Source organism: Nocardiopsis sp. NPDC049922 (assembly GCF_040660275.1).
In the GTDB taxonomy this organism is placed as follows: Bacteria; Actinomycetota; Actinomycetes; order Streptosporangiales; family Streptosporangiaceae; genus Nocardiopsis.
The window spans coordinates 1-23,698 of record NZ_JBFAME010000026.1 but is presented as its reverse complement, the minus strand read 5'-3'; the positions used below and the strand labels follow the sequence as shown (position 1 = coordinate 23,698).

16 protein-coding genes and 2 CRISPR repeat arrays are annotated in these 23,698 nt (G+C 66.4%); of the genes, 12 read left to right on the top strand and 4 right to left on the bottom strand.

Annotated elements, in window-relative coordinates; all coding sequences use genetic code 11:
- Positions 1-72 precede the first annotated feature (72 nt).
- Positions 73-1,002: an aminoglycoside phosphotransferase family protein gene (locus AB0I72_RS26585; RefSeq protein ID WP_358573395.1), complete on the bottom strand. Its 930-nt coding sequence runs from the start codon at positions 1,000-1,002 to the stop codon at positions 73-75.
- Complete coding sequence (locus AB0I72_RS26580; RefSeq protein WP_358573421.1) at positions 999-1,664, bottom strand: hypothetical protein; 666 nt, start codon at positions 1,662-1,664, stop codon at positions 999-1,001. Before AB0I72_RS26580 ends, AB0I72_RS26585 begins: the two co-directional genes overlap by 4 nt.
- On the opposite strand from AB0I72_RS26580, the gene AB0I72_RS26575 reads away from it, so the two are divergent.
- The 11 genes from AB0I72_RS26575 to AB0I72_RS26525 all read left to right on the top strand — a co-directional run bounded on the left by AB0I72_RS26575 (position 1,597) and on the right by AB0I72_RS26525 (position 18,281).
- On the top strand, positions 1,597-1,743 hold the full coding sequence (locus tag AB0I72_RS26575; protein WP_358573417.1) for a hypothetical protein: 147 nt from the start codon (positions 1,597-1,599) through the stop codon (positions 1,741-1,743). The genes AB0I72_RS26580 and AB0I72_RS26575 overlap by 68 nt on opposite strands.
- Positions 1,744-1,900: 157 nt before the next feature.
- Positions 1,901-4,247: direct repeats of the CRISPR family, unit length 29 nt; unit sequence GTGCTCCCCGCAGAGGCGGGGGTGAGTCC.
- A gap of 152 nt (positions 4,248-4,399) precedes the next feature.
- A complete protein-coding gene (gene cas3 / locus AB0I72_RS26570; protein WP_358573393.1) occupies positions 4,400-7,354 on the top strand; it encodes a CRISPR-associated helicase Cas3' in 2,955 nt (984 codons plus the stop codon).
- A 20-nt stretch (positions 7,355-7,374) separates the two neighbouring features.
- Positions 7,375-9,108 carry a type I-E CRISPR-associated protein Cse1/CasA gene (gene casA, locus AB0I72_RS26565; RefSeq protein WP_358573391.1) on the top strand — a complete coding sequence of 578 codons (1,734 nt, stop codon included), beginning with the start codon at positions 7,375-7,377 and terminating at the stop codon, positions 9,106-9,108.
- Positions 9,105-9,806 carry a hypothetical protein gene (locus AB0I72_RS26560; RefSeq protein WP_358573389.1) on the top strand — a complete coding sequence of 234 codons (702 nt, stop codon included), beginning with the start codon at positions 9,105-9,107 and terminating at the stop codon, positions 9,804-9,806. Before casA ends, AB0I72_RS26560 begins: the two co-directional genes overlap by 4 nt.
- Positions 9,807-9,852: 46 nt before the next feature.
- Positions 9,853-11,139: a type I-E CRISPR-associated protein Cas7/Cse4/CasC gene (gene cas7e / locus AB0I72_RS26555; RefSeq protein WP_358573387.1), complete on the top strand. Its 1,287-nt coding sequence runs from the start codon at positions 9,853-9,855 to the stop codon at positions 11,137-11,139.
- Positions 11,136-11,876: a type I-E CRISPR-associated protein Cas5/CasD gene (cas5e, locus tag AB0I72_RS26550; RefSeq protein WP_358573385.1), complete on the top strand. Its 741-nt coding sequence runs from the start codon at positions 11,136-11,138 to the stop codon at positions 11,874-11,876. Before cas7e ends, cas5e begins: the two co-directional genes overlap by 4 nt.
- On the top strand, positions 11,873-12,514 hold the full coding sequence (cas6e, locus tag AB0I72_RS26545; RefSeq protein WP_358573383.1) for a type I-E CRISPR-associated protein Cas6/Cse3/CasE: 642 nt from the start codon (positions 11,873-11,875) through the stop codon (positions 12,512-12,514). The genes cas5e and cas6e overlap by 4 nt, the downstream gene beginning before the upstream one ends.
- 3 nt (positions 12,515-12,517) lie before the next feature.
- A complete protein-coding gene (gene cas1e, locus AB0I72_RS26540) occupies positions 12,518-13,471 on the top strand; it encodes a type I-E CRISPR-associated endonuclease Cas1e (protein WP_358573381.1) in 954 nt (317 codons plus the stop codon).
- Positions 13,471-13,842: a type I-E CRISPR-associated endoribonuclease Cas2e gene (gene cas2e, locus AB0I72_RS26535; protein WP_358573379.1), complete on the top strand. Its 372-nt coding sequence runs from the start codon at positions 13,471-13,473 to the stop codon at positions 13,840-13,842. Before cas1e ends, cas2e begins: the two co-directional genes overlap by 1 nt.
- 59 nt (positions 13,843-13,901) lie before the next feature.
- Positions 13,902-16,016: direct repeats of the CRISPR family, unit length 28 nt; unit sequence GTGCTCCCCGCAGAGGCGGGGGTGAGTC.
- Between the two features lie 92 nt (positions 16,017-16,108).
- A complete protein-coding gene (locus AB0I72_RS26530) occupies positions 16,109-17,686 on the top strand; it encodes an ISL3 family transposase (protein WP_358573378.1) in 1,578 nt (525 codons plus the stop codon).
- A gap of 406 nt (positions 17,687-18,092) precedes the next feature.
- A complete protein-coding gene (locus AB0I72_RS26525; RefSeq protein ID WP_358573415.1) occupies positions 18,093-18,281 on the top strand; it encodes an IS3 family transposase in 189 nt (62 codons plus the stop codon).
- A 1,100-nt stretch (positions 18,282-19,381) separates the two neighbouring features.
- Here AB0I72_RS26525 and AB0I72_RS26520 read toward each other — a convergent pair.
- Both AB0I72_RS26520 and AB0I72_RS26515 read right to left on the bottom strand, forming a co-directional pair.
- Positions 19,382-20,542 (bottom strand): NucA/NucB deoxyribonuclease domain-containing protein, encoded by a 1,161-nt coding sequence (locus tag AB0I72_RS26520; protein ID WP_358573376.1) that lies wholly within the window; start codon positions 20,540-20,542, stop codon positions 19,382-19,384.
- A gap of 199 nt (positions 20,543-20,741) precedes the next feature.
- Positions 20,742-22,016 (bottom strand): hypothetical protein, encoded by a 1,275-nt coding sequence (locus AB0I72_RS26515; protein WP_358573374.1) that lies wholly within the window; start codon positions 22,014-22,016, stop codon positions 20,742-20,744.
- Positions 22,017-22,741: 725 nt separating this feature from the next.
- Here AB0I72_RS26515 and AB0I72_RS26510 point away from each other — a divergent pair.
- Positions 22,742-23,542: a transposase family protein gene (locus AB0I72_RS26510; RefSeq protein WP_358573372.1), complete on the top strand. Its 801-nt coding sequence runs from the start codon at positions 22,742-22,744 to the stop codon at positions 23,540-23,542.
- Positions 23,543-23,698 lie beyond the last annotated feature (156 nt).

Sequence of the window (23,698 nt, the reverse complement as noted above, 5' to 3'; positions counted from 1 at the left end):
TTAAGGATGCCGAGGCTGACCGGTTCTGCGTGCGCGGGATCGCCTCCCGTCACCCGATACATCCGGTGACACCTACCTGTAGGTGGACCAGCGGGTGGTGGTGTCTCCGCGTTGCAGGGTGTCGAGGCGGTGGCGCCACTGGGTGCGCAGGCCGGGGTTGGTGTTCAGGACTGGCAGGACGCTGGTGACGAGCCGGAGTTCGCGGAGTTGGCGCAGGACGGGAAACCCGGACCAGGTGAGGACGTCGAAGCGGTACTCGGCGGCGAGCGGGCTGTGGTGGTCCGTCGCGTAGTCCATGCGGACCTTGCCCACCGCGGCGGGGACCAGGTCCCATTCGCGGGGGCCGTGGCTGAGGCTGTCGAAGTCGCAGATCACCGGATCGTTGGGGCCGGGGATGAGGTTGCCCATGAACGGGTCACCGTGAAGCACCCCGGCGGGGAGCTCGAACTCCAAGTCTTGGACCAGGACCTCCAGGTGGTCGGTGCGCTCGGCGAGGAAGACCCGGTCGGTCTCGGCCAGCCCTTCGGCATCCGCGATGCGGCTGCGGATGCGCGCGAACGGCTCCCACGACGGCAGCGCGAAACCCGGAGCGGGCAGGGCATGGATGCAGCGGAGGATACGGCCCAGGTCGGTCCCTGTCGGTTCGGGCCCGGTGGAGGGCACCAGGTGCCAGAAGGTCGCCGTGGTTCCACCAACTCGCACCGGCTGGGGGATCTCTTCGACCAACCGCACCGTCGGGGCGTCGTGCTGGGCGAGCCACCGGGCCGCTTGGATGACGACGGGGACGCGTTCGGCCACGGTCGCGGACCCGGCGATGCGCACCACCACCCCCGCACCCGGGAGGCGGTAGACGGCGTTGTTGGTGAACTTGATCAGCTCGGCGTCATCAGCCGCCTTGGCGCCCAGCCCGGCCTCCTCACACAGGGCCGCGAGGACGTCGTGGACGCGGTCGTGGGTGAGGGCGAGGCGGGGGCTGGTGGGGGGAGCGGGAGTGGTGCTCATGGTGTGCGAAGAGTAGCAATCTCGTCGGCGAGTTCGGCGGTCTCGCCCCGGGTTCGGTAGGCCAGGGCGGCTTGCTGGAGTGGGGCGAGCCGGTCGATGACGCGCACCGACCGGACCTGCCGGGCCAGGTCGACGGCCTGGCGGCCGACGCGGACGCCTTGGTCGGGGTCGCCGTTGCGGATGTGGGCGGTGGCCAGGGCGGTCAGCTCGAAGGCTTGGCTGCGGCCCATGTCCAGGCTGCGGGCGTCCACGGCCCGGTACAGGTGCTCGGTCGTGGCCGTGTACGCACGAGGTGAGGGTGTCGGGAGCGCGGCGTTGACGACCCCGGACATGGCGTCCAGGTCGGCTTCGTGGAAGAACCGCACCCACGGGGTGGTGTCCACCTCGGCGCGGGCGAAGGCATCATGAGCGCGGGCGAGGGAGTCCATCGAGCGCTTGTGGTCATCGAGGACGGCGTAGGCCCAGGCGGCGTTGGCGCACATGAGCGCGACAGTGCGCTCGCACCCGGAGTCCTGGGCGGCGATCTGCCCCAGCTGTAGGAACCGCAGGGCTTGGAGGGTGTGGCCCGTAGGCGATTGGACTGCTTGGTTGGAGGTGGTGCCCGAGGACCCGCTGGAGGCGCCCGTGCGCGATGGGCCATCGGAGCAGATCGCGGTGTGCATGCCAATTGATGACACCCCTGACTGGGTGGAGGAGAACCGGCGGCGTCTGGAACGCGATCGCTGCGCGATCGGACGGTGAGTTGCTGCGGGTTTCGTGTTTCGGGACCGCTTTCCGTTGTCCGCCTTGTTGATGGTGGCTCGAGGGCTTGATTAGAGTCGTTTCATGGTTTGTGTTGCTTGCCTGACGAATTATGTTTCGGATCGATAACGTCCCGCATTGGTGCAGGTGAAAAAGGGTGCTCCCCGCAGAGGCGGGGGTGAGTCCCCGGTGGTGCCCGTGCTGGCCGCCCTCACCGGGTGCTCCCCGCAGAGGCGGGGGTGAGTCCGCGGCCGCGGCCGGTGGCGGCACCCAGTCCTCGTGCTCCCCGCAGAGGCGGGGGTGAGTCCCAGAGATGTTCCGACGCGGACGGAGTCGTGTTGTGCTCCCCGCAGAGGCGGGGGTGAGTCCGGCAACTGGCAGGAAGAGCCCGCGCAGTTCTGGTGCTCCCCGCAGAGGCGGGGGTGAGTCCTGCTCAGACGCGAACACTGCTATCTCCTTTTGGTGCTCCCCGCAGAGGCGGGGGTGAGTCCGGCTTGATCTCGTCCAGCAGCCGGTTAGCGGCGTGCTCCCCGCAGAGGCGGGGGTGAGTCCGGCTTGATCTCGTCCAGCAGCCGGTTAGCGGCGTGCTCCCCGCAGAGGCGGGGGTGAGTCCCCACTCCAGCAAACCTCCACCGGAGACAGCGGGTGCTCCCCGCAGAGGCGGGGGTGAGTCCGAGATCTTCCACCTGTCCAAAGACCACGTATGGTGCTCCCCGCAGAGGCGGGGGTGAGTCCAGAAAGGGAATGAAAATGCCCGAGGTTCTGCGGTGCTCCCCGCAGAGGCGGGGGTGAGTCCCCCGCGAAAGGGGAACGCGATGACCACCAGTGGTGCTCCCCGCAGAGGCGGGGGTGAGTCCTGGAGATCGGCATGCCCGAGACCACCGCCCCCGTGCTCCCCGCAGAGGCGGGGGTGAGTCCTCATCCGGTACGCGCTGGCGGCCGTAGGACCCGTGCTCCCCGCAGAGGCGGGGGTGAGTCCATTCACCCGATCCGCGCCCGACTTCGTTTTCCGTGCTCCCCGCAGAGGCGGGGGTGAGTCCGCCTTCACAGCGTGGATGCGGGGGTACGCGTCGTGCTCCCCGCAGAGGCGGAGGTGAGTCCCTGCGGTGTGCTTGGTGCCCTGCACGGTGCCGGTGCTCCCCGCAGAGGCGGGGGTGAGTCCGTGATCAGCTGGCGGCACGTCATCGACGCCACGTGCTCCCCGCAGAGGCGGGGGTGAGTCCGCGGCCCCCGCGTGGCTGCGCTCGAAGAAGGCGTGCTCCCCGCAGAGGCGGGGGTGAGTCCCCGGTGGGGATCCCCTGGAGTGCGCCGCCCTTGTGCTCCCCGCAGAGGCGGGGGTGAGTCCATTCACCCGATCCGCGCCCGACTTCGTTTTCCGTGCTCCCCGCAGAGGCGGGGGTGAGTCCGTCCTCCGGCGCGGTGGTCGTGCTCACTGGGTGTGCTCCCCGCAGAGGCGGGGGTGAGTCCGCCTTCACAGCGTGGATGCGGGGGTACGCGTCGTGCTCCCCGCAGAGGCGGAGGTGAGTCCCTGCGGTGTGCTTGGTGCCCTGCACGGTGCCGGTGCTCCCCGCAGAGGCGGGGGTGAGTCCGTGATCAGCTGGCGGCACGTCATCGACGCCACGTGCTCCCCGCAGAGGCGGGGGTGAGTCCGCGGCCCCCGCGTGGCTGCGCTCGAAGAAGGCGTGCTCCCCGCAGAGGCGGGGGTGAGTCCCCGGTGGGGATCCCCTGGAGTGCGCCGCCCTTGTGCTCCCCGCAGAGGCGGGGGTGAGTCCGAGCGGCCGGAAGTGGCGGCCGTCCTGGATCGGTGCTCCCCGCAGAGGCGGGGGTGAGTCCTGATCGAGTACAACATTTCCAGCGAGCCAGAGGTGCTCCCCGCAGAGGCGGGGGTGAGTCCCGGCGCCAGCGGCTGCGCAACTCCCCCGGCATGTGCTCCCCGCAGAGGCGGGGGTGAGTCCCTCCGGTGCGTTTCCGCCACGGGGGCGGGCCGGTGCTCCCCGCAGAGGCGGGGGTGAGTCCGACGTCCTGGACGGCATCCGCGCCGTCTCCTCGTGCTCCCCGCAGAGGCGGGGGTGAGTCTGCTCCAAGAACCACAAGCCCGGCCAGGGGCAAGTGCTCCCCGCAGAGGCGGGGGTGAGTCCGGCTCGGGGCGGGCACCCTCCAGGGCCTGCACGTGCTCCCCGCAGAGGCGGGGGTGAGTCCTCCCGAGCCGGTATCGAGGTCGCCGGTAGGGAGTGCTCCCCGCAGAGGCGGGGGTGAGTCCGCGGTCGCCCGCCTGGAGGCCGAGCTCCAGGCGTGCTCCCCGCAGAGGCGGGGGTGAGTCCGAGGGCCAGGGCGTGAAGACCGACAACAACGGGTGCTCCCCGCAGAGGCGGGGGTGAGTCCAACTACGGGGCGGCGTGCAGGCCGGACTGCGTGTGCTCCCCGCAGAGGCGGAGGTGAGTCCCGCGCACTACGGCTCTTGCGCGCGGAGGGTCTGTGCTCCCCGCAGAGGCGGGGGTGAGTCCAAGGAGCGGCGCACGGTCGGGGCGCTCTCTGGGGCGCCGGATTGTCCCACAAGAAGGATCGAAGCGTGGGGCGTATGGCACAAATGGCTGAAAGCGGCCATCCGTAGTCGTGTGCACACGAGACGTCGTGGGTGGCCGTTAGTTTGCTGCCCATGTCGTATCGACGGCTCCGACAACGGCGGCCAGCCGTTCAACCCAACGCAGCGGCACGGCCGCGCCCCGAACACAACGGCCTGGTCTGGGGCAAGGAGGCCGGGCTTGAAGAGCCCTACGCCCTGATCGCTCACATGCTTGACGCGGCGACACTGATCATCGCTCTGGCCGAGGATGAGTCACCGTTGCTGCCGACGGCGATCCGTGGCCTGGGCAAGGAACCGATCCGCTGTCTGGCACTGCTCGCCGCGGTGCACGACATCGGGAAGGCGACGACGGGTTTCGAGGCGCAGGTATCGCAGGCATGGGACGCCATCTGGCCCGCACCCTTGGCGGCCCCGCGCGACGCCCGGCGCGGACACACCGCCCCCGGTCAGGCGAGCGCCGTCACGGAAGCATGGGTGACCTGGCTCGTGGATGAGGGCCTGACCACCAATGACGCCCGGATGTTCGTGGGGACCGTCATCGGTTCCCACCACGGCCGTATCCCGCCGGAGATGACCCGTCTCCAGGCCGCTCAGGCGTTTGAGGAGTCCGGTGACTCCATCGCGGACTGGGCCGCGGTTCGCGAGGAGATCGTGCGCCTCGTCTGGGAGGCGCTCGGTCGGCCCCGGCTGACCCTGGAGGAAAGCAACCGGACCATGGCGGCCGTGGCGGTCTGCGGTCTGGTTCCCCTGGCCGACTGGATCGTGTCGCAGGCGTCCTACATCGAACCCCGCCGGAGCGCGCGCCTCCCGGCCGAGTGGACCCCTCGCACTGCTGAAAGCTTCCTGGCCTCTGGTGTTCGGGACGCCCGACGAGAACTCGAACGGATCGGTATCCGCCCGTTGAAGCTGGACGCGCCGGACTTCCGCGGGTGGTTCGGTTTCACACCACGCGGAGTGCAGACCTCGATCTGCGGTGAACTGTCCTCCCACGTCCACGGTCCCGGGCTGCTGATCATCATGGACCGTACCGGTAGAGGCAAGACAGAAGCCTCACTGGAGGCGTTCCGCCACTTTCGCAACGCCCTCGGGCAGGACCGCGGCCTCGGAGTATTCCTGCCCACCATGGCCACGACCGACTCCATGTTCCGCCGTGTGGTGCGTGATCTGAACCGTGTCCTGGGCCGGGACACCACCGTCGAGCTGCTGCACTCCATGGCGTCGGTCTCCGAGGAAGCCGACCGGGTGCTCCGTGACCTGTACAAGCAGAAGAACGCCGGACAGGTGGAGGGGGCCGCGGTCGGAGAGCACGCCTCCGACGACGAGTCACGCCGTTTCTACCGCTCCGACTGGAACAGGAAGACCGCTCAGCGGCTGCATTCGGCGATCAGCGTCGGTACGGTCGACCAGGTACTGGGGACGGCGCTTCCCGGCCCTCACCAGCCGTTCCGGCTCTCCGGCCTGCTCGGCAAGGTCGTCATCATCGACGAATGCCACGCCTATGACCCTTATATGCAGGTGCTGCTGCGTCGCGCGCTGCGTTGGCTGGCCGCCTTCGGCGTCCCCGTCATCCTGTTGTCGGCGACGCTGCCGGGCAGACTCGCCAACAAGCTGATCGACTCCTACCACAGGGGAGCCCGGGTCTGGCGCCAAGGCCAGAAGATCAGCGAACACGCTGCCCCCGCTCCGGTCGACCCGGTGCCCTATCCGGGGTGGGTCCACTACGACACCCGACTCAGCAAGGTGACACCCCACTCCGCGCCCATGGGAGCACCCGCGCATCTGCACACGCTCAGGACACCGGTCTCCCTGAAATCCAAGGAGGGCAGGAACGCCCTCTCACGCGCCCGGCGTCTGGCCGATGGGGTGTGGGGCGTGCTCGGATCCGCGATCGAGGACAAGCCGGGCAACGCCCTGGTGGTCGTCAACACCGTGGCCACGGCACAGGTCACCGCGGCCTTCCTCCGCGAGCGAGTCCCGCAGGACTGCCGGGTGGACATCCTGCACGCCAACATGCCGAGCGGCATCCGGGATGAGCGCACCTCCCAGTTGGAAGTGGTGTTCGGAAAACAGGACCCCGACAGCACATCCTCCAAGGAGAGGCCGCGACGGTCGATCGTCGTCGCCACGCAGGTCGCCGAGCAGTCCCTCGACTGGGACTTCGACGTGGTCGTCAGCGAGCTGGCGCCGCTGGCCCTGCTGTTGCAGCGCGCGGGCCGCGCCCACCGGCATCGTCCGAAGGAGCAGATCCCCGACGGATGGAAGGACTGGACGCTGCACGTTGTGGCCGCGATCGACCCCGATAGCGGGGAGCCGACCGAACTCCTGCCCTACCCGCACGCTGAACTCATCCGCACCTGGTCCCTGTTGGAGGAGGACGCGGGCAGCGCAAGGCGGACTATCCGGGTCCCCCATGACGTACAGGCACTGGTGGACCAGGCAGCGCAGGACCCGGCCTGGCTGGTGTCGGACCATGAGCCTCTCGCCGAGGCCGCGATGTCCTGCTGGGCCGAGGAGGCGGTACAGACCTCGCTGGGGGAACAGCGCGTCATCTGCGCCCCCGACAGCCTCTACATGAAGAACCTGTACCAGTTGACCCAGGGCTGCGAAGACATCGAACACATCCTCGCGACCAGGCTGGGCGCCCTCACCCGCCGCGTCCTTCCCGTGTGGCGCCACCAGGGCGGGCTCTTCCTCGACGCCGATCACCGCACCCCCATGCCCCGACCGCCCAAGGACCCCCAGCACAGGAAGAAGCGAACGCCCAGCCACGCGGACGTGCGCACGGTGATGCGCCGTACCGTGCCCGTCCGCGATGCCCCCTGGCAGGAGAGCGCCTCGATCGACAGCCCCGACTGGTTCGACGGCCACCCCCTGCTCGCCGATATCCGGCTCGTCCCCTTCTCCGCAGAGACCACCTACCGGCCGGTGCCAGAGCTGGAAGGACTGCACGGGCACCCCCTGGAACATCGCGACAACCGCTACCAGGTGATGCTCAGCGACGACACGGGGCTTTTCGCGGTCCCGTAACCAGAAGAAGTGAGAGCGACATGGACGACTACGACCTGAGGCACCGACGATGGGCCCCGGTGCACTACATCAGAGGCGACACCGGCCACACCGGGCTGCAGGGACTGATCGCCGAAGCAGAGCTGATCAGGAGCATCAACGCCCCCATGCCCCCCGGGTACGCGGCCCTGTGGCACGTGCTGACCGCGCTCACCTACCGGATCACCCGATTGGACACCCAGGACGAACCGTACGAATGGCTCAGGCGCCGCGATCAGTGGCTCGCACACGGCACGTTCACCTCGGTGCCGCCCGGGCTCCGCGGGACCTGGCCCGAGGACCCGGCCGGTGACCCGGTCGAACAGTACTTCTCCCGCTTCGCCGACCGCTTCGCGCTCTTTGGTGCCAGGCCCTTCCTCCAGGACATACGGCTCAGGGACCAGTGCGTCAAGACCGAGAAGAAGGAGAAGGTCCCCGACACCAGCGGCGTCAACAAGTTCGTGCTGGGCCGCCCCGTGGGGGAAAACGGCGCGACCTGGTGGACCCGCCACCATGACGGCGATCAGCGGCCCGTGCCCCCGGGCGAAGCGATCTGGTGGCTGCTGGTCCAGTGGTACTACGGCGCGGCGGGCAAGATCACCGCCCGCGAGGTGAACGGTAAGAAGACCTCGGACTCCAAGTCCGGGATGCTGCGCGGAACCATCAGCTACTACCCGCGAGGCCACCGGCTCTTCGACTCGCTGCTGATCTCCCTCGTCCCCCCGGCGGGGGCACAGCCCGAAGACACCGCCGCGGCGGGACCCGACCTGTGCCCGTGGGAGCGCAAAGACCTCCCCGACCCCGACGCTCCGCCCCGGCCCGGCGGTATGTGCTCCCTGCTGACCGCCGTGCACAAGCACTCCTTCCTGCTCGTGCCCGACCTGGAGGGCAACGTCGCCGACGTCTACCGCACGTGGGCCTACCGTGCGGCTGCCTGGCCAGAACGCCTACCGGCCAATCCCTTCCTCGCCTACCGCGTCGATGGTGAGGCGCCCAGGCCCCGACGGGCCCAGCCCGGCCGGGCCCTGTGGCGCGACCTCGACGGGCTGCTGCCGCAGGCCCAGGTATCAGCGGGGCAGACGCAGGGGCGCAGGCGCGCGGTGTACCGCAGGCCAGCCTTTCTCGACGAGTTCGCCGAGATCGGGACACGGCGCGGGATCGTCGCCGTGGGGTTCCACCAGGATCCGAAGACGGTCGACCACGAGTGGTGGATGGCCGCCTCGCCCCAAGCACTGATGGACTGCTTCGACGCGGAGAACCCCGAGTACTACCATCCGCAGCTGGCCCGCGCCGCGGTGAGGATCCTGGACCGCCTGGAGCGGGCATGGCTGACCCTGAAGATCTGTCTGGGCAGGGCTTGGACCGAGGGCACACGCGGAGACAGCGACTCCAAGCTCTCCGGGGCCTGGCCCGCCCAAGCCGAGCCGGTGTTCTGGGAGCAGGCCGAAAGGTTCTTCGAACGCAGGTTGAGGGCCGAGGCCGACGCCAGCCCATCGGCTACCTCCCACCCCCAAGGCGGTGTCGCGGAGGAGTCCCGCCCGAGCGTCGGGAACGACGCCGAGGCCGAGACCGAACGCCAGGTGCGCGGGCTCGTGCGGCGCATCTACGACGAGGTGACGGCCGTGGTCGTCGCCAGACAGCCCGGGGAGGTGGACCCCTACCTGCAGATGGCGGTCCTCGAACACCGCCCCCACACCTCCAGGGGCAGGCCCTTCCGTGAGAGGAACGACGTATGACCCAGGCCGACACCAGCCCTCGACCGTCCAAGAAGGCGCAACGGGACGCGATGCTGCGCCGGTTCACCGGCCACGTCCAGGAGTTGGTCGAGGACCCAGCCGTCCGCCGCGCACTGCGCCCGGCCGCCCGTTACTCCTTGGACGACGAACGCACCGAAGCCGCGCGGTGGGAACTTCTCCATTGGATCCACAACCGCACCGACGAGCCCGAACTGACCCGGTCCAGGAACATCCGGAGCGCGATGTTCCTGACCGCCGGGCTGATCGCCCAGTGCCCGACCGCGCGCACCCTCGAAGAACGCTGGCACGAACACGCGCGCTCTGCCGACAGGGACCCCCAACCCCCCTACGGTCTGCGCTTCGACCTTGGACTGGCCCTGGCCGAACTGGAACGGCGCACACGAGAAGACGGAGAAGGGCGACGCCAGGCCGAACCCGGGGCAGGCCGCTTGACCCCCCTCAGGAAGCGGCTGGTGCAGGCGGTCCGCGCCGAGCCGGAGGACCTACCGCTTCTGATGTCCCGCACCATCTCCTACCTGCACTCCCAGCAGGCCTGCGTCCCCGCTTGGTGGACGCTCGCCTCCGACCTGGTCGAGCACGCCTACCGGCCCGGCGCCGTCGGCATGCACTGGCAGGAGTCGTTCCTACGCCTGCCCGAATGGCGGCGCCCTGCCCCCTTTGACACCGACCCGAGCTGAGCCGGCCCTCGGAACCCGTCCCCTAACGAACAGCCGAAGGAACCCTATGACCAACCCTCGTTTCGTTAACATCCACATCCTCCAGGCCATGCCGTTCTCCAACCTGAACCGTGACGACATGGGCGCGCCCAAAGATCTCTCCTACGGAGGGACCCGGCGGGTCCGCGTCTCCAGCCAGTGCTACAAGCGCTCCACCCGCAAGGAACTGCAGGCGGGCGCACCGGACATGGACTTCGGCGAGCGCTCCCGCCAGCACGGCAGGGTGATCGCCGAAGAGCTCACCAACAAGCACGACTGGCCCGAGCTCACCGCCCGCATCGCCGCTCAGGACATGATCAAACCGCTGGGGGAGAAGGAGAAGGGCGGCGCGAGCGAAGGAAGCCAGGACAAGGACACCTCGACCAAGCGCGCAAAGAAGGGTAAGGCCGACAACACCGACCCGATAGCCGCCATGGACACCAGCGTGCTGCTCTACCTCAATAAGAGCGACCTGGACAGGTTCATCGCGCTCGCCCAGGCCAACCGCGAGATCTACCAGAAGGCGGCGGACCAGGCCACCGATACCGAGCAGACCCCCAGGGTTCAGCGTTCCAAGTCGGAGAAGAACAAGTGGGAGCGGACCCTGCTCCACGTCCTCAAGGAGCACACCGGAGCCGGGTTGGCCCTGTTCGGCCGCATGATCGCCGCGCTGCCCGAGGGCCGTATCGACGGCGCCTCCCAGGTGGCACACGCCTTCACCACCCACACCGCCAAACTCGAGGTCGACTACTTCACCGCCGTGGACGACATCGCCACCGGAAAGGCCAGTGCTGGCAGCGGGCACCTGGACACGGCCGAATACGCGGGCGGCGTGTTCTACCGGTACGCCACCCTCGACATCGAAGAGCTAGCGGAGAGCCTGACGGCCGCCGCCGACGTGGCCAGGCTGGCCGGGATGTTCGTGCAAGCCTTCGCGCTCGCGGTGCCCTCGGGCAAACGCACCTCCACCGCCCCCCACACGCTTCCCGCGCTCGCCTACGTCTCGCTGCGCTCGGACCGGCCGGTGAATCTCGCTGCGGCGTTCGAGACTCCGGTGGAGAAGCGCACCGACGCCAACGGGAACAGGACCAGTGCCTCCGGATACCTGCCCGGAAGCCTGGAAGCGCTGGGCGAGCACCTCGTATGCATGGATGGGTTCCTCGGTACTGGCGGGCGTGTGTGGCACGCACACGCCGCGACGACCCCGAAGGAGCTGGTAAACAAGGGGACCGGGACGGTCGAGGGCTTCGGCGAGCGCATGCCGCTGCCCGACTTGCTCAGCGCGCTGGAGGGCAAGCTGGGAGCGCGCAGGTGAAGACCCTCGTCCTTTTCCTGGCGGGTCCTCTGCAGTCCTGGGGCGGCCGTTCCACCTTCAGCGAGCGCGACACACAGCCCTACCCCACCTGGTCAGCGCTCATCGGGATGCTCGCTTCCGCCCGAGGAATCCGCCGTAGCGACCCCCTCCCCGAAGGGTGGACGGACCTGTCCCTGCTGGTGCGCATCGACCGCCCCGGCCGACTCATGGACGACTTCCACACCATCGGCGGCGACTACCCGCCCCGCCAGCGCATGCGCACGGCATCCGGTAAACGTAAGGCACACCCCGTGCTGACCCGGCGGTGGTACCTGATGGACGCGGCCTTCACCGTGTTCGTCAGCGGAGCGGACTGGGTCGTCGACGACCTGGAGGAACACCTGCGCAGTCCCCGTTGGTCCCCTTACCTGGGGCGCAGGAGCTGCCCCCCGGCATTTCCCGTGCTGGCCGGAACCACGGCAGCCGAGGCCAAACACGCGGCCCGGACACTGCCCCTGTACCGCGAACCACCCAGGGAAGACGACGACGAGGTGCGGGTCAAGACCGCCGAGGACGCACCGGACCCCCTCGACGCCGACCACTGGCCCAACGACGTGCCGGTCTCCCGGGACCCCTACGACCGCAGGTTCTCAGCCCGCCCCGTGCTGGAGGACGAACTTTCGTTCGAGGCCGCCGACTGCAAGGGCGGGGGCGTGTCCGCCTACCGGGAGATCTGCGAGGGAGTGAAGAGGATATGAGCCTGCCCGAGCAGCTATGGCTGACCCATCTGCCCCTCACCGGGCACAAGAGGATCCTTGGTGACCCGTCCGCTCAGCACAAGTTCGTGATGGGCCTGTTCCCGGACGGCCTCGGTGAGTCCCCCCGCCAGAGAGCGGGAGCGCTGTACCGGATCGAACAGAACCGCGACGCGGCGCCCTCCATGCTCGTCCAGTCCCTCATCGCACCCAACACTGCCCACCACCACGGTGCCAGGGTTCGATCAATGCTCCTCGTCCTGGATCAGATGATCGAAGGGAACCCAGTGCGCTATCGGCTCGCTGTCAATCCGGTGCGCACCGTCCTGCCCGAGGGCGCCGAGCCCAAATCCGGTGTCCGCGGCAGGCGCAAGGACCTGAGAGGGGCCGAGGCCGACCAGTGGTGGGAGTCCCGCGCCAAAGACGCGGGACTGCGCCTGGAGTCGCTGCGCAGTCGGGAGCATCACTTCAGCCGTGCCAGGAAGCGCACCGAGAAGCCGGTGAGCTACCACGGTGTGTGCTTCGACGGCGTCGCCGAGGTGGTCGACCGAGCCGCACTCGTGCGCGCTGTCGTCGAAGGCATCGGCAGGGGCCGCCCCTACGGGCTGGGCCTGCTGTCCGTGGTCCCGATCGGGGGATAGGCGATGCCCAGGAGATTACCCAAACGGCTCGGCGCGCCGACGGCCGTCGCCCTGCCGCGCGTCGTGGACCGGCTCGGATTCCTGTACCTGGACACGGTCCGTATCGACGCCGACCGCAACGGCGTCTGCGCGCGGGTGGAGTTCGACGACGGGAAGGAGGAACGGGTGTACCTTCCCACCGCCGGGATCGCCTGCGTACTCCTGGGCCCGGGAACGAGCACCACCCATGAGAGTGTCAAGAGGCTCACCAAGGACGGAGCCGCGATCATCCACGTCGGTGACGGGGGCGTGCGATGCTATTCGGCGTTCCTCAACGATTCCACCTCGGTCAGGCTCCTTGACCGCCAGGTGGAGATCGTCTCGGACCCCGAACGGAAGATGACCGCCGCCAAGCTGATGTACCGGATGCGCTTTCCCGAACCGCCGCCTGAGGAAGTGTCACTCTCCGCATTGCGCGGCCTGGAGGGTTCTCGGATGAAGGCGCTCTACCGGGCCTTGGCGCAGCAGCACGGGGTGCGCGCCTTCAAACGCAGCTACGACCCTGATGACTTCGACGCCCAGGATTCGGTCAACAAGGCCTACACCTCAGCGAACCAGGCCCTGTACGCGATGGCGACGGCGGTGATCCTCAGCCTGGGAGCCTCGCCAGCGCTGGGAATCGTCCACCACGGACAGCAGCGCGCCTTCGCTTTGGACATCGCTGATCTGTACAAGGCCGAGGTGTCGGCGCCGCTGGCGTTCTCGCTTCACAAGAGCACCATGGCAGACCGGGACGCCCGCTATCGATTGAGGGAGGACTTCCGGCTGCTGAGGCTGATCCCGCGCATGATCGATGACATCTACAGGGTGCTGGAGATGCCGCGTGGGGAAAGGCCCGAGCGGGGCGACATCGTGGATCTGTGGGACCCTGACGGGAATGTGGCCTCGGGGGTCAACTACGGCGAGGAGGTCGGCTGATGGCGGGTGGATTCTGCATCATCACGACCACCGCGATTGCTGATGGTACTCGGGGTGCGCTGACCCGCTGGATGGTGGAACCCGCGCCGGGGGTCTACGTCGGGACGCTGACGGCGAGGGTGCGTGATGAGTTGTGGACTGGGGTGTGTGAGTCGATCGATGACCAGGACGGATGGGCGGTGTTGGTCCACGGGGCGGCGAGGGAACAGCGTTTCCAGGTTCGTACGCACGGTGAAGGGGCGCGACAGCCGCGCGAGATCGATGGGTTAACGTTGATCGGCTGGCCTTCAGTGGATGCGGTACCGGAGGAGGGCGCGGAACCGATTCCTGACGGCTCGGATGGTCCTGGGATGGATGAGTTCCCGTGGTAGCAGCGCTCCGGTCATTGTCTCGTATCGGTAACGCTCTGCTTTGATGCAGGTCAAAAAGGGTGCTCCCCGCAGAGGCGGGGGTGAGTCCACACAAAACCCCCCGCCTTGCGGCGGGGGGTGGTGCTCCCCGCAGAGGCGGGGGTGAGTCCTGGTCTACCTCTTTACCAGATTGGTCTACCTCGTGCTCCCCGCAGAGGCGGGGGTGAGTCCGGGGCGCCGTCGGCATGCGCGACCAGGGTCGGGTGCTCCCCGCAGAGGCGGGGGTGAGTCCACGACCTCCCGCAGCCGAACCGATCGACCCGAGTGCTCCCCGCAGAGGCGGGGGTGAGTCTTCGTTGAGCCTCTGAGACGGACGGGGGGGCCCGTGCTCCCCGCAGAGGCGGGGGTGAGTCCCCCGGGCGGCCGTCCGCCGAAGTCTGACGGCGGTGCTCCCCGCAGAGGCGGGGGTGAGTCTCCTCGTCCCCGGACGTGACCGCCGAGCCGGTCGTGCTCCCCGCAGAGGCGGGGGTGAGTCTGTCGAATGGACGCTCCAGGCCACGGACCGGCTGTGCTCCCCGCAGAGGCGGGGGTGAGTCGGTCCCGCCGGACGGGATCCCGCTCAGAGCCGCGTGCTCCCCGCAGAGGCGGGGGTGAGTCCGCAAGGTCACCGCCGCTGGCGTGTCAGCCGCGGTGCTCCCCGCAGAGGCGGGGGTGAGTCCCGACCGGTCGCCGCGTCCCTCGCGCGCACGTTGTGCTCCCCGCAGAGGCGGGGGTGAGTCCAGGCGGTCAGCCAGTGGTACGAGCTGTGGTCCGGCGGTGGGTGGTGCTCCCCGCAGAGGCGGGGGTGAGTCCGGCACGGTCAACCTCGCCCGGGGCGAGACGCGGTGCTCCCCGCAGAGGCGGGGGTGAGTCCTGGAGAACCGCAGGTGTACCAGTCCATGATGCGTGCTCCCCGCAGAGGCGGGGGTGAGTCCGCGAAGGGCCTGGAGAGAACCGTGGTTTCCGAGTGCTCCCCGCAGAGGCGGGGGTGAGTCCGTCATGGACTCCGAAAGCACTGGCCCCGGACTGTGCTCCCCGCAGAGGCGGGGGTGAGTCGGGCAACGAGGACCAGGCGCTCATCCTGCTCGAGTGCTCCCCGCAGAGGCGGGGGTGAGTCCCTGTTCCGTCTCCAGGGGACCCGGGGCGACTGGTGCTCCCCGCAGAGGCGGGGGTGAGTCCGGGTAGTCGGGGACCTGTTCCAGCATCCCCTCCGTGCTCCCCGCAGAGGCGGGGGTGAGTCCATCTCCTCCCGGTGCTCGCCGACGCCATTCCGGTGCTCCCCGCAGAGGCGGGGGTGAGTCCTCACTGGTCACGACGTGTTTCGAGGGGTAGACGTGCTCCCCGCAGAGGCGGGGGTGAGTCCGGGGCGCCCCTCAGCGGTCCATGCGACGTGGTGTGCTCCCCGCAGAGGCGGGGGTGAGTCCTGTCGGCAGCCCCCCCCGCGTAGTCGTCAAGGGTGCTCCCCGCAGAGGCGGGGGTGAGTCCGTATTCCGGGGGATGGAGAAGGACTGAGAACGGTGCTCCCCGCAGAGGCGGGGGTGAGTCTGGGGGGACTGCCGGGAGCCTACATTCTGCATGGTGCTCCCCGCAGAGGCGGGGGTGAGTCCGTCGGCTACGTCGCCGAGTTCCACAGCGGAGGGTGCTCCCCGCAGAGGCGGGGGTGAGTCCGTCAACGCCAGCAGGACCGGGACCGCGACCAGGTGCTCCCCGCAGAGGCGGGGGTGAGTCTCGTCACCAACGCCGGCGACACCGACATGTGGCGTGCTCCCCGCAGAGGCGGGGGTGAGTCCGCTGTGCGCTGTGCCCGGTTGGCGAGCACGACGTGCTCCCCGCAGAGGCGGGGGTGAGTCGTACCGGGGGCGCTGAGAAGTCCAGCGAGTCCCGTGCTCCCCGCAGAGGCGGGGGTGAGTCCGGCTACCGAGGCGTGATCGCGGCCGTGGACGCGTGCTCCCCGCAGAGGCGGGGGTGAGTCTGGGCCAAAAACAAGGGAATCCGGCCGGAGGAAGTGCTCCCCGCAGAGGCGGGGGTGAGTCCGACCGGTGGGACACGGGTCGTCGCGCCATGCTGTGCTCCCCGCAGAGGCGGGGGTGAGTCCAAGATGAGTGGCGGACGCCGCGGCCTCGTTCGGGTGCTCCCCGCAGAGGCGGGGGTGAGTCCTCAGCAGGGTGACAGCGGACAGTAGATACTGGCTCTGGCGCATTCTCCGTGAACCTCCCGCAACGAGCGGCCCTGGCCGCGATGATGCCAGGTGTCGCTCTCACCACTGATCGCCCTCCTCTTCCCCCACATCTCGGACCTGCACGTCACCGACGTCACCCGCACCGGCACCACCCTGCAGATCCACGCCGCCACACAGCAGCCCGCGGCTGTCTGTCCCTCCTGTGGAAGCGCCTCAACCCGTGTGCACAGCCGCTATAGACGCCATCTCCTCGACACTCCCATCTCCGGACAGCAGGCCCTGGTCCAACTGCAAGTACGCCGCTTCTTCTGCGACAACCCCGAATGCGACAGACAGACCTTCGCCGAGCAGGTCCCCGGCCTGACCAGCCCGTACAGCCGTAGCACCCCGCTGCTGCGCCGCACCCGCGAGATCATCGCCCTGGCCCTGGCCCTGGCCCTGGGCGGCCGGCCCGGCGCCCGCCTCACCCTCCACCAGGCGTTCAGCACGGGCAAGGACACCCTGCTCCGTCTCATCCGCGCCCTGCCCGACCCTGATCCCGGGCAGGTGCGCGCTCTGGGGGTCGATGACTTCGCCCTGTGCAAGGGCCACAACTACGGCACGATCCTCATCGACATGGACAGCCACCGCCCCATCGACGTGCTGGACGAACGCTCCGCCGACTCCCTTGCCACCTGGCTCCAGGCCCACCCCGGGATCGAGGTGATCTGTCGGGACCGGGCCGGAACCTATGCCGACGGCGCCGCCCGCGGCGCCCCGGCCGCCGTGCAGGTGGCCGACCGCTGGCATCTGCTACACAACCTCGGCCAGGCCCTCGAACGACTCGCCGCCCGTCTACGCCCGCACTGGGTCCCGGGCGAACCGGCGAAACCAGAGGTGGGGACGCTGCGGCCTGAAGGACGACGAGTCGAGCAGACCCGCCAGCGTCACGCCGCCGTCCACGCTCTGCTCGCCAAGGGGATGGGGCTCAGGGCGATCGCCGCCGAACTGCGTTTGGACCGCGAAACGGTGCGTCGCTACGCCCGGGCCGCCAGCTCCGATGAGCTGGTCGGCTGCCGCCCCATGGCGCGGCAGAGCAGTCTGGGCGGCCACATCTCCTACCTGGCTTCCCACGTCGCCGAGGGGTGTACCCGCGCCCAGCGTCTGCACCGCGAGGTGATCCAGCGCGGGGCCAGGGTGAGCGAGCGGATGGTGCGCCGGTTCGTTCAGCGGCTGCGGGCCAACACCGTTCCAGCCGCACCACCGGCGGTCCCGAAGGTCCGCGAGGTGACCGTTCTGCTGCTCACGCACCCCGACGCGCTTAGCGAGGAGGAACGGCTCCTGCTGAAGGAGTTGTGTGACCGGTGCCCGGACCTGGACCAGGCGCGGCACCTGGTGGCCCGCTTCTGCGAGATGGTCATCGAGCGCACCGGCTCCCACCAGCTCCAGGGCTGGGTGCGGGATGCGAAGGACAGCGGTCTTTCCGAGTTGCGCGGGTTCGCCCGAGGGCTGGGTAAGGACTGGGACGCCGTCATGGCTGGGCTCACCCTGCCCTGGAGTTCGGGGGCGGTGGAGGGCAACGTGACGAAGCTCAAGGCGATCAAGAGGCAGATGTTCGGCCGCGCCAAGCTCGACCTCCTGCTCAAACGCGTCCTGCTCGCGGCTTGAGGAGAGCGCTTCACGGAGAATGCGCCAGAGCCAAAACACACTGGCCATCGACAACCGCGAACCGGCCCCGGGGACGGTGATCCACTCCGACCACGGGGTGCAGGGTAGGTTCAACCGGTGTTGCAACGACCGGTTGAACCTACCCAGTTCGGGTCCTGGGCCTTCACCCGCAGGGCCAAGGAGTCCGGCCTGGTGCCCTCGATGGGCTCGATCGGGGACTGCTACGACTGTCATTCTCTTCGCACCGGATCCCGCAAGGATCGGGTAGTCCCGGCTGCGGCGGTCTGACTCCTGCTTACGACCGACCCTGCGGGTGTCCTCGCGTTGATCTGCCGACCGTCCGACCGGGCACGCAGCAAGCGCTGCCGCCGGGCGGGCGTGACCTGATAGGAGCGTCAACGCGGTCATCGCCTCGTTCTGGTCGCGCATGCAGGTCGAGTTGCTGGATCGGCGCAGGTGGCAGACCCGGTTGGAGCTGGCCAACGCGATCTTTGAGTACCTGGAGATCTTCCACAACCGGCAACGCCGCCACTCGGCGATCGGCTGGCTGACACCAGTAGAGTTCGAGAACAGACAACCGAGCACCGTGGCCTGAGAATCCGAAAACACGGCTCCACGGAATCCGGTACAGGCCAGAGCCTCCATCACACCCGGAACGAAACACGGTTCTGCAAGCAGCAGTTGGGGTGGGACGCGCCCCGGTTGCGGGATTCGGAGGGGCGGACCGGTGGGGCTGGGTCGTGATCGCGGCCTATACCCAGCTGCGGTTGGCCCGGTCCGTGGTGGGTGATGTGCGTCTACCCTGGCAGCGTCTGGTCGAGCCGCACTGGATGAGTCCGGGCAGGGGGCTGCGGGGGGTTCGGTACCTGTATGCGCACCTGCCCAGGCTCGTGGGCGTCCCGCGGCCCTCGCGGTCGGGGCCAGAGCGCCCGTTGGGGAGCAGGAACAAGCATCCCGCTCCCCGTTATGGGGTGCCGAAGAAGAACGAGACGGACGCTGCAAGCCGCTCTGGAGACAAGCAAGCAGGTTAAACGCCAAGCTAGAGGTTCAGCAAAACTGCCCGACACTTGGTGTTGTCGTCTGACCTTCGAAGCCCGGGCATGAGCCCACACGTTCACCAAAACGCCACAAAATGCAGGTCGTAGACACGGAGCGCAAAAATCCTGCTACTGTTCTACAGGCCAAACATCGATCAAGTATTGCTCGGTCCCATCTAGTTCGTGCAAAGCGTTTACGGAATCTCGAGATGCGAGATTTTCTCTACGTTTCCGTTCCCTGACATGCCTGATCTCTTCACGCACAGATTCACGGCCCCGGTGGCAGATCCGCAAGGCTATCATGCCATTGAATGGGAGCTCCCACTCCTCGGGAGTGATTCCCACCCACTGATCTGGGATCAAGACGCCTGTCGCGCAGTTCAATAGCCCCTGGCCCGCGTAACCCCATCCCTCCGGAAAAGCATCAGGATTCGAATCCCACGCCCGCAACGTCAATCGCACACGAACGATGTCATCGACGCAATGAATGTAGAGATGGTCGGACCCCTGCACAACTATTTCACCACTAGACTTCCTGGGTAGGGGATGGCTATTGTTGCGATCAATGTCTGATTCATGAATGTCGATGATTTTATAGTCAGCGGTAGTTAGGCATGAATACTCCAGGAGGTGCTCCATGGTGTCCACTTCACCCCTCTCAGGGAAGGATTTCTACATAGAAAGCGTCGCCGTCGAGTATACGATGCTCACGATAGAATCTACCCAAGCGGCGCCCTGCTTCCTGATTGTCGTCCGCATCAATGAGTCTTGCGGAATATCGGTCATCTCCGGTAGCGGCCCCTTCGTAGGTGGATGAAAAGGGGTACTCGTCGCAGTTCAAGAGCGACCCATCGTATTCACCCCAAATATCGTCGCATGTCGCGACTGCGATGTCTCTATTCTCATCTTGACGGGGGCGATCAATGAGACGATGAAGCGGTGTTTCCTGGCCAGGTACGCTCTTGCCGAGCCATGACGGGAATGTCATCTCGGGGCTCTCTTGGGCATCCTGGATATGCTGGGCTGATTCCCAGACCTGAGGATCGCTCATTTCTAAACTGAAGGTTTCAGGGGCGGCATCGGTAAACACAGTTCCCTGGTGTCGTCCTACAGTGGGCCCTGCAAAGTCGAACCGGACGTTGGAGTTCCCGGAAGCGACTTCAGACCAGCCAGTCCTGGCGCTAGGGGATGTAACGCCCATGCTCATGGTGACCGTGGCCGTAACGATTTGGAAGTCACCGTTACTCCATCTCGGCCCTTCGACTGGAGCCGTGTAAACCAACCGCCAATCTGGTGCGTACTCCCAGGATGCCAATAGGGCATCGCGTTCAGTGATGGCAGGAACAGAAAGCTCCGGGGTACTGTTTGCAGGAGTAAAGGACTGTCGAATCCGCCAGAGATTGGGATCCTCCGAGCCACGTGGTGCGACCAGGATGTTTTCAACACTCGCGATATATTCAACCCTTCTCGATCCGTTTTCGGCAAAACCGAGAAGCCACATGTCAAATATTAGATCCCCGAGGACTGGGCCACCGTTCTCCGTTGTGAGTTGGAGGTGGTAGTTGCGTTGGATGCAGACTCTGAACCTGTTCGGGATCCATCCTTGGACACGTTCGGCCTCTGGTTGAGACTCACAGGCGTTTCTCAATTGCGTGATCTGATCATCTGTGACGTCAGATGCACCAACTTGGTCGGAAAACTCTTCCATTTCTTGTTCTGGAAATCCGGAAGCGTCTCCATTGAGATAGTTGGAATAGGGCTCGAACTGAGGCTGCCCTGGACCAGATCTAACCGTATCGCTGGTCTCTTCGTCCAACAATACCCAAGTGTGAGAGTCAGCTGGGTCGAGGTTCGTCTCCGTGGCTGAGGCGGAAGGGACACCGGTTAGGAGCCCGAAGGAGACCACAGTAGAGAGGAATCCTGCGGTGACGAGCTTCGCAAAGGATTTACGCGGGGAGTTCTGGGGGGTCATTTTCTACCTCTGAGTGAACTAGCGCTAAATTTGTGTGCCGGTATGGTCAACAAAAGGAGCCCGTGCAGTAGTGCACGGCCTGACCAGTTGAGGCGTCGAATGCTGCTCGAAGTCCCTGATAGGAGCGTCCCTCCGTGTCGGTGACTATTCCGTTGGTGGAGACGACCCACAAGGGGGAGTTGGAGCTCCAGGCATCGGGGATGCTGACGTTGAACTCTTGTTCGTAGTCCTGGATATTCGTTAGATTGGTCGTCAGTGGTGTATCAGTGAATTCGAATCGAGTATGGAGACGTTCTTCGATTTCTGCTCCGCTGAGGACTTCCTGGTTGGAGCTTACGAACGGCTCCTGCGGGGCCTGGGTGTTGTATTCAGGGAGGGTGTTGCAGATGTCATGCTGAGTGATGCATTCTGCTAGCCCTTGTACGTCTTGAAGGCATGATTCGGAGGAGTTTTCGAGGCATGACGCCAGTTCTCCTTGGTCAACTCCATTCACGATGTTCCCCCGGTCGATTTGCCTAGGAGACGACGTAGGGGGCTGGTCTGTTGACTCCAGTGTGGTGCTGGATGCTCCCCCAGGCTTCTCAAGTTCCCAACTTACGAGAAGTGGGGGTTCACCGCCATTTGAGGACAGTGTCGAATTCATGCACACGTCGTCTTGAGCATCAGGTGAATCGCACGTGGGGTGGGAGTTGACAAGTTCAATGGAATCCATGTCAAATCTCGTCCAATAGAGGTTTCCACCCATGTACTGGAGTCTGTTGTCAATCGGGGCGACGGTTGTGGCTGTTGGGTTTGGGACTCTGAAGATTGAGCGAGCGTTTCGTGTCTCAGTCTCTGGCATGGACTCTGTGCTTGTGATGTAATTAAAGTTGTAGATGATCTCCCATTGACTTTCGTTGTCGGCCCTAACGAGCATGTAGGTATTGTTAGTTCCGTCTGGGGCTGGGGTTGATCCCCGCGTTGGTCGGATTGCTCCGTAGTTAATTCCGCTATTGCTTGTCTCTTCATAATATGGGGAGTATGCCTCGCTCCACCCCGGGTACGGCCAGGGGTCGGATTCGAGTCCGAGGGCAACTCCTCCCGTGTATCCGGCCGGGTAAAACCCGATATTCATCGTTACTCGAGATAGATCTAGGTTTTCCCCTTCGAAGGTGATGTCGACGTTCCGCCAAGTTCCAAAGAGTCCCAGAATTGGCTCTGGGGCGCTCAGGCAGAGATCGGCTCTGAACTCGTGGAGCGAGTCAATGCAGTTTCCGTTAGCACTTGCTGAGGTTGTGGTGGACACGGTAAGGAAACCAAGAGTGAATGCACTGACCAGCAAGGATGCGGCAGTGCGCTTTAACGTGGACATACATCTCCCATTAAGTTGGCGATTTGGATTTGTAGGGTTTCCAGGAGAGCGTAGGAAGGTTGGCGCTCGGTGTCTAGAGGGTCTGAGCGGCCCACTGCAATTGCGCAGGTGAGTGGACCTTGCTAGATGGGTGAGACGCGTCACAATGTGCTATGTCTAGAATGTAATGATTTGTCCGTTCTGTGGCTTGTGGTTCTGTAGTCATTCTCCGATTCACAGGTTGGCTTGTGATAAAGCGGTTCTGAATCCGAACGCTCTACTCGAGCCCCTGTTCGCCTGGGGTCGTCTCCCAGGGGTCAACCCCTGTGCAGCTTGCGTGTTGTGAACGATGAGATAGGGGGGAAACATGCCGCCCATCCCGAAGGGATATGTGAACCAGCGGTGACGTCCCTCATTCAACCGTCACAACAGGTGCGATTTGCCGGACACGGAGTGATTCGCTGCGTGGGCATCCCGAACAAGGCTGGTGTGCTTTCTCGGCTTTATCCCTACGAACTCTTAGTAGCCGCATTGGACATTGATCGGTTGGTGGGCAGCGGCCTTAGCGCAGGGGCAACTATTCGGGGGTGGGCAAACGGATGTTACGCCTGTCGGTCATCAGGACCACTAACGAGTTGGTGCGTGATAGCGGGTGAGGCTTCGTTGAAGGGCCGTGGCATGCTCTGGTCGTGGTGATCAAGGTTAACCTTGCGGTTATGGCCCATCCATGGCTCACCGGCATCTCCGGGCACCACCTGGCCGCGCTCGTCGAAGAGCTGGCACGCCCCTGGGAGGTGGCGGTTGAGGACCAGCGGTATCGGGTCCGCGGCGGGGTGAGGAAACGGGCTGCCCGAGCTGGTGCGCGGCACCGACTGGTCTTCGTTGACCGCTTGGCGGCCACCCTGATCCACCTGCGCCACGATCTGCCGCACGCGGTCCTGGGCCTGCTCTTCGGGGTCGACCGTTCCACCATCACCCGCGCCATCGCCCAACTCCGTACCCTGGTGGCCAAGCGTGGATACGCGGCCCTCGACTGTCCAGGGTGCGTCTGCGCACCCCTGGAAGACGTCTTCGCCTACGCCCACGCCGAAGGGGCCGAGCTGCGGTTGGGCGCCACCGAAGTGCAGGTGCGCAGACCCCGCGCGGGTCGGGGCGGTCGGCGGGCGTTCGTCTCGGGCAAGAAGAAGCAGAACACTATGAAGGCCACCGTCGTGGCCGACTACCGCGGGCGCACGTTGTGGACCGACACGAGGCGCCCGGGGAGAATGCCCGATGCCACCGTAGCCCGCGCTGAGGGCATAGACGCGTGTTTCCGCCACTTCTCGGAGGTGGAGGTATTGCTCGACGACGGGTACCTCGGTCTGCGGCGTGATCACCCAGGCCAGGCCCTGACCCCGGCGCGTAAGCCGAACCGGAGTGCTCTACCCGAGTTCCATGAACGGTGGAGGCAGCACCGCCACGCACATTCCTCGGATCGGATCACCGTTGAACACGCCCAACTCGGCGGCGATGTGTGAGATCGGCCGATGGCTGGAGCTCACCAGCTCGACCGCGTCGCGCCGGAACTCCTCCGGGTACTTAGAGCTCATCTCATTTGGGTTCTCGGTAACCTGGCCGCGTGTCGATGGTGGAACGGCTGGTGCCGGACGAGCTGTGGGAACTGTTCCAGAGGG

Coding starts and splice junctions, on each gene's coding strand:
- AB0I72_RS26585 (WP_358573395.1), bottom strand. CDS start 1,002: ATGAGCACCACTCCCGCTCCCCCCACCAGCCCCCGCCTCGCCCTCACC.
- AB0I72_RS26580 (WP_358573421.1), bottom strand. CDS start 1,664: ATGCACACCGCGATCTGCTCCGATGGCCCATCGCGCACGGGCGCCTCC.
- cas3 (WP_358573393.1), top strand. CDS start 4,400: ATGTCGTATCGACGGCTCCGACAACGGCGGCCAGCCGTTCAACCCAAC.
- casA (WP_358573391.1), top strand. CDS start 7,375: ATGGACGACTACGACCTGAGGCACCGACGATGGGCCCCGGTGCACTAC.
- AB0I72_RS26560 (WP_358573389.1), top strand. CDS start 9,105: ATGACCCAGGCCGACACCAGCCCTCGACCGTCCAAGAAGGCGCAACGG.
- cas7e (WP_358573387.1), top strand. CDS start 9,853: ATGACCAACCCTCGTTTCGTTAACATCCACATCCTCCAGGCCATGCCG.
- cas6e (WP_358573383.1), top strand. CDS start 11,873: ATGAGCCTGCCCGAGCAGCTATGGCTGACCCATCTGCCCCTCACCGGG.
- cas1e (WP_358573381.1), top strand. CDS start 12,518: ATGCCCAGGAGATTACCCAAACGGCTCGGCGCGCCGACGGCCGTCGCC.
- cas2e (WP_358573379.1), top strand. CDS start 13,471: ATGGCGGGTGGATTCTGCATCATCACGACCACCGCGATTGCTGATGGT.
- AB0I72_RS26510 (WP_358573372.1), top strand. CDS start 22,742: ATGGCCCATCCATGGCTCACCGGCATCTCCGGGCACCACCTGGCCGCG.